The 12,180-nt window shown below is 39.7% G+C and carries 13 protein-coding genes; 7 read left to right on the forward strand and 6 right to left on the reverse strand.

Annotated features, from left to right (window positions below; genetic code table 11):
- The 5 genes from M3P19_RS07670 to M3P19_RS07690 all read left to right on the forward strand — a co-directional run bounded on the left by M3P19_RS07670 (nt 1) and on the right by M3P19_RS07690 (nt 4,591).
- Nucleotides 1-750, forward strand: coding sequence for an SDR family NAD(P)-dependent oxidoreductase (locus M3P19_RS07670; RefSeq protein WP_249657072.1), 750 nt, complete (start codon nt 1-3; stop codon nt 748-750).
- A 2-nt stretch (nt 751-752) separates the two neighbouring features.
- Nucleotides 753-1,532, forward strand: coding sequence for an acetylglutamate kinase (gene argB / locus M3P19_RS07675; RefSeq protein WP_249657073.1), 780 nt, complete (start codon nt 753-755; stop codon nt 1,530-1,532).
- Nucleotides 1,529-2,599, forward strand: a complete 1,071-nt coding sequence (locus M3P19_RS07680; RefSeq protein ID WP_249657074.1) for a M20 family metallo-hydrolase — start codon at nt 1,529-1,531, stop codon at nt 2,597-2,599. The genes argB and M3P19_RS07680 overlap by 4 nt, the downstream gene beginning before the upstream one ends.
- Nucleotides 2,600-2,629: 30 nt before the next feature.
- The gene (gene argH, locus M3P19_RS07685; protein WP_249657076.1) at nt 2,630-3,916 is read left to right on the forward strand and encodes an argininosuccinate lyase; all 1,287 of its coding nucleotides are present in this window, start codon (nt 2,630-2,632) and stop codon (nt 3,914-3,916) included.
- Between the two features lie 114 nt (nt 3,917-4,030).
- Nucleotides 4,031-4,591: a hypothetical protein gene (locus M3P19_RS07690; protein ID WP_249657077.1), complete on the forward strand. Its 561-nt coding sequence runs from the start codon at nt 4,031-4,033 to the stop codon at nt 4,589-4,591.
- A gap of 10 nt (nt 4,592-4,601) precedes the next feature.
- On the opposite strand, the gene M3P19_RS07695 is transcribed toward M3P19_RS07690, so the two are convergent.
- The 5 genes from M3P19_RS07695 to M3P19_RS07715 form a co-directional block, all read right to left on the reverse strand.
- Nucleotides 4,602-5,441, reverse strand: a complete 840-nt coding sequence (locus tag M3P19_RS07695; RefSeq protein ID WP_249657078.1) for a pseudouridine synthase — start codon at nt 5,439-5,441, stop codon at nt 4,602-4,604.
- Nucleotides 5,442-5,498: 57 nt separating this feature from the next.
- Nucleotides 5,499-6,449 (reverse strand): carbon-nitrogen hydrolase family protein, encoded by a 951-nt coding sequence (locus tag M3P19_RS07700; RefSeq protein WP_249657079.1) that lies wholly within the window; start codon nt 6,447-6,449, stop codon nt 5,499-5,501.
- Nucleotides 6,449-7,354, reverse strand: a complete 906-nt coding sequence (locus M3P19_RS07705) for a geranylgeranylglycerol-phosphate geranylgeranyltransferase (protein ID WP_249657080.1) — start codon at nt 7,352-7,354, stop codon at nt 6,449-6,451. The genes M3P19_RS07700 and M3P19_RS07705 overlap by 1 nt, the downstream gene beginning before the upstream one ends.
- Nucleotides 7,355-7,362: 8 nt before the next feature.
- Nucleotides 7,363-8,301, reverse strand: coding sequence for a mevalonate kinase family protein (locus tag M3P19_RS07710; RefSeq protein WP_249657081.1), 939 nt, complete (start codon nt 8,299-8,301; stop codon nt 7,363-7,365).
- A 124-nt stretch (nt 8,302-8,425) separates the two neighbouring features.
- Entirely contained in the window at nt 8,426-9,520 is a 1,095-nt protein-coding gene (locus M3P19_RS07715; protein ID WP_249657082.1) for a diphosphomevalonate decarboxylase, read from the reverse strand.
- Between the two features lie 91 nt (nt 9,521-9,611).
- On the opposite strand from M3P19_RS07715, the gene M3P19_RS07720 reads away from it, so the two are divergent.
- On the forward strand, nt 9,612-10,085 hold the full coding sequence (locus M3P19_RS07720; protein ID WP_249657083.1) for a TspO/MBR family protein: 474 nt from the start codon (nt 9,612-9,614) through the stop codon (nt 10,083-10,085).
- Here the strand turns inward: M3P19_RS07720 and M3P19_RS07725 are convergent.
- A complete protein-coding gene (locus M3P19_RS07725; protein ID WP_249657084.1) occupies nt 10,082-10,615 on the reverse strand; it encodes a DUF1697 domain-containing protein in 534 nt (177 codons plus the stop codon). The genes M3P19_RS07720 and M3P19_RS07725 overlap by 4 nt on opposite strands.
- Nucleotides 10,616-10,683: 68 nt before the next feature.
- Here M3P19_RS07725 and glpK point away from each other — a divergent pair, with 68 nt between their 5' ends.
- On the forward strand, nt 10,684-12,180 hold the full coding sequence (gene glpK / locus M3P19_RS07730; RefSeq protein WP_249657086.1) for a glycerol kinase GlpK: 1,497 nt from the start codon (nt 10,684-10,686) through the stop codon (nt 12,178-12,180).

Below are 12,180 nucleotides of genomic sequence, written 5' to 3' on the forward strand. Positions count from 1 at the left end.
ATGGAACAAAAACTAAAAAATAAAGTATGTATCGTTACCGGAGCAACCAGTGGCATGGGTAAAGCAATTGCAACCCATTTTCATGATCATGGTGCAAAATTGATTTTATCCGGTCGTAATGAGGAACGTGGAAAGCAACTCGCCAAGCAACTGACAAACAGCATTTTCATACCAGGAGACGTAAGTGATATCCACTACAACGAAAGCTTGGTGAAGTCCGCAATTGAAAATTTCGGCCAGTTGAACATTGTATCCTTAAATGCAGGTGTTTTAGGTTTAGGTAATGTTATCGATTTAACGAAAGAAGCATGGCATCAAACCTTGGACACTAATTTGAGTGCTATATTCTACATGTCCAAATACGCCATACCCGAATTACAGAAAAATGGTGGCAACTTCCTTATCAATGCCTCAATTGCTGCGTATAAAAGTTTTCCAAATCACCCAGCTTACTGTGCTTCAAAAGCAGCTTCTCTGGGACTCATGAAACAATTGGCTGTGGAATACGCACCTAAAGTACGGGTTAATGCTATATGTCCTGGCCCTGTGGACACACCTTTGATATGGGATTCCGCAAAAGCCTTTGCTAATCCTGAAGCTGCTGTAGATAATGCAAAAAATGCTACTTTATTAAACCGACTAGGTACTCCAGAGGATATCGCCAAATTGGCGTTGTTCTTGGCTTCGGAAGATGCTTCGTGGATAACAGGTACTGCTATGACTATTGATGGCGGCATACTAAACGCATAAACATGAAAGAGAAATTATCCATAGTAAAAATTGGAGGAAATGTGATTGGCGACCCAACACAACTTACGGACCTTCTGCAATTATTTTCCCAAATCCAAGGGCACAAGATTTTAGTTCATGGTGGAGGTAAAAAAGCTACGGAACTGAATAAAAAACTGGGAATAGAAACCAAAATGACCAACGGCCGTCGTATCACGGATTCTGATAGTTTGGATGTTGCGATCATGGTATATGGAGGTTTGGTGAATAAAAAAATGGTAGCACAGCTACAAGGGTTTGGGGTTAATGCTATTGGAATGAGCGGTGCCGACGGAGATGCCATAAAGGCACATAAGAGACCGGTTAAAGAGGTAGATTTTGGTTGGGTAGGTGATGTTGAAGGCGTCAATTCTGAGAATGTGCTCAAACTATTGAAATCTGGTTTTACGCCCATATTTTGTGCTTTGACCCACGATGGAAAAGGCCAGTTGTTTAACACCAATGCCGATACCATTGCAGCTGAAATCGCCATAGGTATGTCCGATGATTTTGATACTACCCTATTCTACTGCTTTGAAAAGAAAGGTGTGCTTCAAGATATTACCAATGCGGATTCTGTTATCCAACATATTGATTCAAAAAATTACCAAACACTCTTAAATGAAGGCATAATTGCAGATGGTATGCTCCCAAAAATGCATAATTGCTTTCATGCGCTTCAAAATCATGTCAAACAGGTCTGTATTGGGGATCAAACGATGCTCCAAGAAGGAAGTACAAACTTCACCACACTAACGCTATGAAAGTAGATCAAGAAAAAATAACCCAAAGTGCAATAGAACTGTTACAGCAGTTAATTGCAATTCCTTCGTTTTCAAGTGAGGAGGATAAAACTGCAGATGCCATTGCGGAATGGTTACACACCTATGGAGTGAAAACGAAGCGACAATTCAACAATATTTATGCCTTCAACCAACATTTTGATGAACGCAAGCCTACGTTACTACTGAATTCGCATCATGATACCGTAAAACCCAACGCTGCTTACACCAAGGATCCATTTCATCCTCATATTGAAAATGGTAAACTGTTTGGGCTTGGAAGCAATGATGCCGGTGGTTGCTTGGTTTCTTTGTTGGCCACATTTGTTCATTTTTATACGTTGGAAAATCTATCCCATAATATCATAATAGCGGCAACTGCAGAAGAAGAGAGCGCCGGGGATAAAAGTCTCAGAGGGCTGTTGCCCATCCTCCCAAATATCGATGTGGCAATCGTAGGGGAACCCACCTTGTTAGATTTGGCCATTGCAGAGAAAGGACTGATTGTTTTTGACGCAGTGGTTTCAGGTACACCATCGCACGCCGCCCATCCAAATAAGGACAATTCCATTTACAATACCATTGAAGTGTTGAATTGGTTCAAAGACTGTTCCTTCGATATGGTTTCTGAGGTATTGGGTGAGGTAAAACTAACAGTAACACAAATCAATGCCGGAAAGCAACACAATGTTGTGCCTGCACAAGTGGAGATGGTTGTGGATGTACGCGTGAACGATTGTTACACCAACCAAGAGATTGCAACGCTTTTAGAGCAACAAGCACCCTGTAAAATGACACCAAGATCATTGCGATTGAATTCATCTGCGATTGACGCGAATCATAAGCTGGTTCAAAGCGGTCTAGCATTGGGGCGCAGCACTTATGGTTCACCCACACTGTCAGATCAAGCTGCATTAACCTGTCAATCGGTTAAATTGGGTCCTGGAGACAGTACGAGGTCCCATTCCGCAGATGAATTTATTTATGTCCATGAGATTAAGGATGGAATCGACTTATACATTAAACTTCTAACAGGTTTTTTACAATAATCAAACCCAAACCATAAAAAAAGAATTCGTATGAAACTATGGGACAAAGGCTTTAGTACAGACAAAAAAATAGACCGTTTCACAGTTGGAAATGACAGGGAATTGGATCTTTTGTTGGCCAAATATGATGTAATTGCGTCATCCGCACACGCAAAGATGCTAGGGAAGGTAGGTTTGATCTCTGAGGAGGAGGTAAAAGTCCTGGTCAAAGAATTGAAACGTATTTCCAAGGACATTGAGAAAGGAAATTTCACCATAGAAGAATCATTTGAAGACATGCATTCTAAAATCGAATTCATGCTTACGGAGAAACTAGGGGATACAGGTAAAAAAATCCATACCGCGAGATCTAGAAACGACCAGGTTTTGGTGGCCATGCAATTGTATCTAAAAAATGAATTAACTGAAATCCAATCTGGGGTAAAGGAACTTTTTGATTTACTTGTCAATCTTGCAGCGCAACATAAATCGGTCTTATTACCAGGTTATACCCATTTGCAGATTGCTATGCCTTCTTCTTTTGGACTTTGGTTTTCGGCCTACGCAGAAAGTTTGATAGACGACTTGCAATTTATACAAGCTGCCTTTAAAATTGCCGATCAAAACCCATTAGGCAGTGCTGCAGGATATGGAAGTTCTTTCCAAATAGATCGCTCCTTTACGACAACGGAAATGGGATTTGAAACACTAAAATACAATGTGGTCGCTGCTCAAATGGGCAGGGGTAAAGTGGAAAAAGCGACCGCATTCGGAATTTCCAGTGTCGCAGCTACCCTTTCTAAATTGGCAATGGACATCTGCCTGTACATGAGTCAAAATTTTGATTTTATCACCTTCCCAAATGAGTTGACCACAGGTAGTAGCATCATGCCACATAAAAAAAACCCAGATGTGTTCGAATTGATTCGGGCTAAGTGCAATAAAATCCAGGCTGTTCCTAACCAATTGACGTTGATCACAAATAATTTACCTAGTGGGTACCACAGAGATCTGCAATTGGTCAAAGAGGTGATAGTGCCTGCAATACAAGAAATTAAAGCGTGTCTGGAAATGATGACGTTCAGTCTCAAGGAAATTGAAATCAATCAGGCCATTTTAGAGGACCCAAAGTACGACTATCTTTTTAGTGTGGATACACTTAACGAACTGGTTAAAAGTGGTATGCCATTTAGGGATGCTTATAAAAGTATGGGTAAAGCCATTGAGAATGGAACTTTTAAACCTAAACGAAACATTGTCCATACCCATGAAGGCAGTTTAGGAAATTTATGTTTGGATGGAATTCGAGAAAAGATGGAAAATGTTATTTCAAAATAGAATCTGATTTCCAAAAAAGCGACTATCCGTCAACTCAAATCTGACATACATCAATTCGTTTCTTAAAAAACGAAAAGAAAGAAGGAATTTACAGCAATTCAAAAACTTCCTTCTATGGTCTTTAAATCATTTGTTAGTCTCTTAAGTTGTATGTTCTGTTTAAAGTATTTGACAGCTCAGCAAGAATTAAACTATTCCATAACAACAGTTGACGGTGTTCAACAATTTACCTCTGGAACAGTTACATCTATTGCCATTTCAAACAACTCTTGTGTTGAACAAATAGAAGGTCATGACATTACTGTTGGGGAAAGATTTGTTTTGGTCCAAATCTTTGATGAAATGGAAAACAATAGGGGTATGCTCATTTTTGACAAATCGGGAACTCAAATCAATTATGCTATGGTTCAAGAAGAGCGTAAAAAGTACTATCCTTTCTTCAATTGTTGCATAAATGTTGTTGAGTTAGCTAACAAACTCTATTTCTGGGATTGGGTTGAAAATGATAAAACAAAAACGCCTTACGATTGTTACTACGATTCGCAATCAGAAACGTCAACTTTGGTAATTCCCCGTTACTACATCTTTGATTGTGACACCAATACAGTTGAAACTATTATCCTTGAAAAGCCGTGCGATGAACTGGTTCGAGACGGTAAATTACTGTGTCCTTAAATTGATATGTTTATTTAATCATCTTTAGGTTAACCACCTCCTGTTCGGTAAGATGCCGCCAATGGCCGCGGGGTAAATCTTTCTTGGTCAATCCAGCAAAAATCACCCGATCCAGTTTTGTGACATTGTACCCTAAATGCTCAAAAATCCTTCGAACTATGCGGTTTCTACCGCTATGGATTTGCACCCCAACCTCTCGTTTTGGAGCACCTTGGATATAACTTACATCGTCCACCTGAACACTCCCATCTTCCAAATCCAGGCCTGCTTCAATTTTTCTTAAATCAGTCAAAGCAAGACTCTTATCCAGATGTACATGATAGATTTTACGAACACCATGTGTAGGATGCGTCAGTTTTTTGGTCAAATCCCCATCATTGGTGAACAACAATAAACCTGTGGTATTTCGGTCCAATCGCCCTACTGGAAGCAATCTATTTTTGGAGGCACTGGAGACCAATTCCATAACCGTACGTCTCCCTTTCTCGTCATTAGTTGTAGTAATAAAATTCTTAGGCTTGTTCAGAAGTATATATTCCTTTTTCTCCGGATTCAGTTTGCGACCATCAAAACGCACTTCGTCTGATGGTTTTACCTTATACCCCATCTCTGTAATTACTTTACCATTAACAGAAACATTGCCTGCCGCAATATAGGTGTCCGCTTCTCTTCGAGAACAAATACCAGCATTGGCTATATACCTATTCAATCGAATCTCATTCGGATTGGATTTTTTAGATGCTGCAGTTTTTCGAGTTTGATTCCCTTGCGGTTTACGGAAGGATTTTTTGGGGTTTCGCCCAGATTGTTGTGAAGATCTCCTATTTCTCGGATTGTCTGATTTCGCCATCAGTCATTAATTTTTTGCAAAAGTACTGCTTTATGTCGCTTTGGACATTATAGTTCTCTATTTTTCAAACGCCACCGTGGATTGTCGCTCACGGTTAACAATAAGTTTTGTGACATCCGGACGCGAATAATGTCCAACTGGGTCAAAATTCTGTCTTTCCTCATAAACCCGATTGAAATCCAAGGTTTGATATATGATCCCTTCTTGATTTACCACTGGTTCCAGAACCCATTCACCATTTGGCCCTGCTATGCAGCTTCCACCATCTGCCAATATTTTGGGCGCTTTTTCCAAAATTTTATCAAGATGTGGAGTTTCAGCAGGAAAATCAGAAGTACGCATCAAAGAAGAAACCGAAATCACAAAACTTCTGGATTCTCTAGCGATGAATCGGGTAATATCTTTTGTGTTATGCAATCCTCCTGGCCAAACTGCCACGTGTAAATTTTCTCCTTGACCGTATAGCGCAGTTCTAGGTAAAGGCATCCAATTTTCCCAACAATTAAGCCCGCCAACCGTAAACTGCTTCAGGGAATGCACTTGTAATCCATTGCCATCTCCAGGTGCCCAGGTCAAACGCTCATCATAGGTAGGTTGCAGTTTGCGATGTACCGATTTTATGGTTCCCGTTTGATCAATATAGACCAAAGAACAATACAGGCTATGACCTCCACGATCTTTGGCGCGTTCCATCATACCTAAATAGATGGCCATCTTATTTGTTTTTGCCAATTCACAAATGGAATTCAACTCGCCAGTCTCAATCTGGATTGAGTTTCGAGCGTAATGAGCATGCAACTCCTTATTCACTTTCAAATCCCAAGCTGCTCCCTCTGTATGGGCCAGCCAAAATGGATAGCCCGGTAAAAACGCCTCACCGAACACCAGCAACTCAACATTTTCCATGGCAGCCTGTTGTATACTGGTTTCAATTCTTTTGATTGTTGCCAATTTATCCAACCAGACAGGGGCAATTTGGGCCATCCCCACTTTAAGTAAATTCTCCATTATAAAAACCGATTTATGACCAAATCAACATCTATCAATAAAATACTGACTACGCCTCCCACAATAATAAACTTGAGAATATTATGTAACCAAACATAGTGTTTTTTACCTGCTGCTTTCCATAATAAAATGATAAAAATGCCTAGCAGGATTATACAGGCAATAAAGTACAAGTACATATATCCTACATCAAAATAATTGATAAGCAGTAAGGATGGTATTAGGGTCATAGCAATGAGCAAAGCAATAATCGTTTTAGAAAACCGCTGCCCATAAAGTATAGGAATGGTTTTATAGTTTTGTGCCATATCCCCTGCCATATTTTCCAAATCCTTGATCATTTCCCGTGCCAAAATCAGAAGAAAAAGAAACAAGGCATGAACAAAAATGACCTGCTCAAAATTTCCATAATAAACAAAAACCACAAAAAAAGGTGCTATGGCCAAGGACGCGGAGATCAAATTGCCAACAAAGGGAATTCTTTTAAGTTTATGTGAATAGAACCAGATTCCAAAAATATAACTTGAAAAAAACAGCACTGCCCTAAACGAAATGTAGCTAGCGGCCAACACAGCCAAAAAGTTAAGGATAAAATATGTGGTAAGTTTAAATCTTTGGCTTACCAATCTATCCAACATGCTCTTTCGTGGTTTGTTGATCAAGTCCTTTTCGGCATCATAAAAGTTATTGATGATATAACCACTGGCAATTACCAAGGCAGAAGCTGTAACAATCAAAAAGAGATTGAGGTCTAATACTACTTCCCGTAGGCTAGATTGTGAAGAAAGAATAAAAATTGACGCAAGGTATTGCGCCAAGGTTATGACCAATATATTATACCCACGAACCACCGAAAATAAACTCATTAGCTTAAAAAGCAGGAGTTTATTTTTTCTACTAAGCATGATGATGACTAGAAGTTGTAAACCACTTCCAAATTGTAGTCTTTAAGCGCTTTTTTGGCCTTATCCAAGTCTTGGGTGAATCCTAAAATATAGCCTCCACCACCGGAACCACAAAGTTTTAGATAGTAGTCGTTGCTTTCAATACCTTGTTGCCACAATTTGTGGAATTTAGCAGGGATCATCGGTTTAAAATGATCCAAAACCACATGCGACAACTCTTTGAGGTTTCCAAATAGGGATTTGACATTACCACTTAAAAAATCGTCGACACAAGCATCCGTGTGCTTTATGAATTGATTTTTCAGCATATTCCTAAACCCTTCCTGCTTCATTTTTTCTAAGAAAATCTGCACCATTGGGGCAGTTTCTCCCGTCATTCCACTATCCAATAAGAAAACCGCGCCCTTTCCCTCCTTGTTTTGAGAAGGAATGCTTGTAGATTCAATATTGTCCTTGGAATTTATCAGGATAGGTATACTCAGATAACTGTTCAAAGGATCCAAACCAGAAGACTTACCATGGAAAAATGACTCCATCTTTCCAAAAATTTCCTTGAGCTTCAATAATTTCTCACGAGTAAGGTTTTCAAGGACCGTTATCTTGTTTGTGGCATATTTATCATAAACAGCTGCTACTAAAGCGCCACTACTTCCAATACCATATCCTTGCGGGATGGAACTGTCAAAATACATTCCATTGTCCACATCCTTTTCCAATGATTTCAAATCAAACGAAACAAGTCCATTGGATTCATTTTCTAAAGTTCTAAGATATTCCACATACCTTTTGAGGGCATTGTTGGAATTCTTTGCTGTCTCGGATGGTTGATCATCCGTTTTCAACGCACCTTTAAAAAAATTATAGGGAATGGAAAGTCCCTTGGAATCTTTGATGATTCCGTACTCACCAAAAAGAAGAATCTTGGAATAAAATAGAGGTCCTTTCATTTCTTGAAATCGAAGGTAAAATTAGTGTTTTTTCTTTAATCCTTGCCTAACCCAACTGATTAACAACCATTTTGACAGCTATAATGTACAATCTTGCTTTCAAAACGTGGAAAACAATAATCAATTATACGGTTGATGATACTATTTTTTTCGCTCCATTTCCTGCCCTATCACAGATATAATGCCCTTGTTCGCAATGCATGACTAATCTTTCTTGAATAAATGTGATCGCCTGGTCTTTAATGTGTTCAGGATACAATACATGAACATTGGCCCCTGCATCAAGGGTAAAACAAATAGGTAATTTGGTTTCCTTTCTAAAATCCCAAATCTTGTGGATGATTTCCAAGGTATCCGGTTTCATTAAGATAAAATAGGGCAAACTGGTCATCATCATGGCATGAAGTGTTAATGCCTCACTTTCCACAATTGCAATAAATCCTTCCAGATCACCTTTTGCCAAAATGGATTGTAGTTTATCCAGATTTTCATGTGCTTGGGTAAATCTGGTTTGTGCATAGGGATGACCATGCATTAGATTGTGGCCTACAGTACTACTCACCTGTTTTTGACCCTTGTGCACCAATAAAATGGTATCATGGAAATTTTTGAAATTTGAATGTACTTGATAGGGATAAGGCACTCCATATAGATCAGAACTGTTCTGAATATTATTATGACTCCCCCATTGAATCAAATCTCCTTCAATACTTCTGCATGCACTCCCAGAGCCCAAACGTGCCAAAAATGACACCTTCCTTTTAAAAAAATCATCATCCATCTTAACAGAGATTTGCCGCTCTATTTCCATCAAGCAAAGGGCAAGAGCAGCCATTCCACTAGCAGATGAAGCTATCCCACTACTATGGGGAAATGAGTTGGATGTATTTATGGTAAAGTGATATTGCTTTAGAAACGGAAGGTAATCCTCGACGCGTGTAAAAAAGTGCTCAATCTTTGGTTTAAAATCAGGTTTTGGTTTCCCGTCCAAATGTAATTCAAAAGCAAAACCATCGGAATTTTCCTTTTTTTGATAGGTTAAAGCAGTAGTAGTTGCACAGGCATCCAAGGTAAAACTTATGGATGGATTTGCTGGAATTTGATTTTCCTTCTTACCCCAATATTTTACCAACGCTATATTACTGGGTGCTTTCCAAGTTACCGTACCCGACTCGGGCAAGTTGTTATTGTATGATGGCAAAAACTCCTTTTCGGTCATTTAATAGATTTTGGGCAAAGATAAGGCAGGACAAGGCGTAGTTGGGATTGGGATTAAATAAATTCTTATTTTAGACGTGAACACAATTGCCATGAAGAAAAGGTTGACCTATATCACCATTGCTGTACTCATCTGTTTGTTGATAGGGTTTCTCTCTAGTTTTGCCACCCAAAGTTCAGTAAATGATTGGTATGTAGGACTAATAAAACCAAGCTTTAATCCCCCTAATTGGGTATTCGCACCCGTTTGGACGACTTTATACATCATGATGGGCATTGCTGCAGGAATCGTTTGGTCCAAAGGCTTCCATCATATTTGGGTGAAGACCGCCCTTTATCATTTCGGATTCCAATTGCTTTTCAATGCACTGTGGAGTATTGTTTTCTTTGGACTTAAGAATCCGTTTTGGGCTTTTTTGGTTATTCTGGTGCTATTAACGCTCATTATGCTCACTATAAAATGGTTTCGAGTGGTGAGCAAAGCTGCCTCCTATTTGCTAATTCCTTATTTGCTTTGGGTCTGTTTTGCAACCTTGCTGAACTACAAGATTTGGGAGTTGAATTAAGCCTCACAGAGTTCCAATAGTTTCCTTACCGTTTTAAGATTTCGCGCTGTGGCACTTACTTGTAACTTTCGTTCAACAAGGTTATTACTCAGTTTTGCTTTCCCATATCCCGCTTTACAACAGAGATAAACACAGTCCGTAGTAATATGAAAATCCTCATGATCAAAGCTCAATTTATTGAAATCCTCTATCCGCTCCGCATTAGGTGTCTGTTTTAGAAACACGAAGTATTGACTCTTTTCTTCTTCTGATAGATAGGGACTGTGCTTTAAAATCCCTTCCAATTCCTCTTTCAATAGAACCAATGTGGGAACATCAAATCCAAAGTCCTTCAAAATAGCTTCGTGAACCAATTTCTCAATTGCCTTGCTATCTATTTCCTTAGTCTTGCAAACTATATTTCCACTTTGGATATAGGTCTCCAATTGCTCAAGGCCCCTTTGCTTCAAACTGTTCCTCAACTCTGCCATTTTGATTTTCTTCTGACCGCTCACATTGATTCCTCGAAGTAGGACGATATATGTTTTCATTTTTCTTAATATGGATTGTGAATCTACGCAGATTAATTTTATTAAATTCAGGGATATTAAAAAATCAAATGGACCAGTATATACTTGCCCTTGATCAGGGAACCACAAGCTCAAGAGCTGTTGTAGTAGATAAAAAAGGTACTATAGTGGCGGTGGCTCAAAAAGAATTCACTCAAATATTCCCACAACCAGGTTGGGTGGAACATGATCCAAAAGAAATATGGGCTACCCAGGCAGGAATGGCAGCAGAGGCAGTTACTCAAAAAGGCCTCAAGGCAGAACAAATAGCTGCAATCGGAATTACCAACCAGCGGGAAACCGTAGTCGTTTGGAATAAGATCACGGGCGAACCGGTTTACAATGCAATTGTATGGCAAGATAAGCGTACGGCTGATTATTGTGATGAACTAAAGGACCAGGGTAAATCTGCTATGATTCGGGAAAAAACTGGTTTGGTTATCGATTCTTATTTTTCAGGAACCAAGGTGAAATGGATTTTGGACAATGTTGCTGGGGCCAGAACTGAGGCTGAAGCTGGAAATCTATTAATGGGGACCATAGATACTTGGCTCATTTGGAAGATGACCGAAGGTCAATTGCACATAACTGACGTGACCAATGCCTCCCGAACATTGTTGTTTAACATCAACAATCTTGAATGGGACCAAGAACTTTTGGACTTAATGGGAATTCCTGCAAGCATGCTTCCTGAGGTCAAACAATCAAGTGAGGTTTACGGCTATACAAGTCCTAATTTCTTCGCCTCAAAAATTCCAATAGCAGGCATTGCAGGAGATCAACAGGCTGCTCTTTTTGGTCAAATGTGCACGCAAAAAGGCATGGTCAAAAATACCTATGGCACCGGTTGTTTTATGTTGATGAACATTGGAGATCAACCTATTGTCTCCAAGAACAATCTGTTAACCACCATAGCCTGGAAAATCAACGGAAAATCCACCTATGCCTTTGAAGGTAGTGTATTCATTGCCGGAGCAGTGGTTCAATGGTTAAGAGACAGCTTAAAAATCATAAAAACATCTGCTGAGGTCGAAGCACTGGCCTCATCCGTCAAAAGTACAGAAGGTGTTTATCTTGTACCCGCATTTGCTGGACTTGGTGCTCCGTATTGGAACCAACATGCCCAAGGGACTATTTTCGGACTTACCAGAGGTAGCACCGATGCACATATTGCTCGGGCCGCTTTAGAATCCATAGCCTACCAAACCATGGATATTTTGAGAGCCATGGAAGCGGATTCAGGGATTTCCATCAATGAATTAAGGGTAGACGGAGGGGCAACAGTCAACAACCTGTTAATGCAATTTCAAGCAGATGTATTAGGAACCGAAACCGTGCGACCCAAAGTTGTTGAAACCACGGTGATGGGCGCAGCATATTTAGCAGGTTTAGCTGTGGAATATTGGAAAAATGCAGAAGAAATTCATGATATTTGGCAAACCGACGTTCATTTCAATCCAACCCAGGAACGTAAACCTATCGAAAATGGCATCAAAGGATGGCATAGAGCGGTTGAAGCCTTGGAACACTGGGCAAAACAACATTGA

This window comes from Flagellimonas spongiicola, assembly GCF_023502425.1.
Taxonomy (GTDB): Bacteria; Bacteroidota; Bacteroidia; order Flavobacteriales; family Flavobacteriaceae; genus Flagellimonas; species Flagellimonas spongiicola.

Excerpts from the sequence above, each read along its gene's own strand:
- M3P19_RS07710 (WP_249657081.1), bottom strand. The coding sequence starts at position 8,301 with ATGAAAGGACCTCTATTTTATTCCAAGATTCTTCTTTTTGGTGAGTAC.
- M3P19_RS07725 (WP_249657084.1), bottom strand. The coding sequence starts at position 10,615 with ATGAAAACATATATCGTCCTACTTCGAGGAATCAATGTGAGCGGTCAG.
- M3P19_RS07680 (WP_249657074.1), top strand. The coding sequence starts at position 1,529 with ATGAAAGTAGATCAAGAAAAAATAACCCAAAGTGCAATAGAACTGTTA.
- M3P19_RS07695 (WP_249657078.1), bottom strand. The coding sequence starts at position 5,441 with ATGGCGAAATCAGACAATCCGAGAAATAGGAGATCTTCACAACAATCT.
- M3P19_RS07715 (WP_249657082.1), bottom strand. The coding sequence starts at position 9,520 with ATGACCGAAAAGGAGTTTTTGCCATCATACAATAACAACTTGCCCGAG.
- M3P19_RS07670 (WP_249657072.1), top strand. The coding sequence starts at position 1 with ATGGAACAAAAACTAAAAAATAAAGTATGTATCGTTACCGGAGCAACC.
- glpK (WP_249657086.1), top strand. The coding sequence starts at position 10,684 with ATGGACCAGTATATACTTGCCCTTGATCAGGGAACCACAAGCTCAAGA.
- argH (WP_249657076.1), top strand. The coding sequence starts at position 2,630 with ATGAAACTATGGGACAAAGGCTTTAGTACAGACAAAAAAATAGACCGT.
- M3P19_RS07700 (WP_249657079.1), bottom strand. The coding sequence starts at position 6,449 with ATGGAGAATTTACTTAAAGTGGGGATGGCCCAAATTGCCCCTGTCTGG.
- M3P19_RS07705 (WP_249657080.1), bottom strand. The coding sequence starts at position 7,354 with ATGCTTAGTAGAAAAAATAAACTCCTGCTTTTTAAGCTAATGAGTTTA.
- M3P19_RS07720 (WP_249657083.1), top strand. The coding sequence starts at position 9,612 with ATGAAGAAAAGGTTGACCTATATCACCATTGCTGTACTCATCTGTTTG.
- M3P19_RS07690 (WP_249657077.1), top strand. The coding sequence starts at position 4,031 with ATGGTCTTTAAATCATTTGTTAGTCTCTTAAGTTGTATGTTCTGTTTA.
- argB (WP_249657073.1), top strand. The coding sequence starts at position 753 with ATGAAAGAGAAATTATCCATAGTAAAAATTGGAGGAAATGTGATTGGC.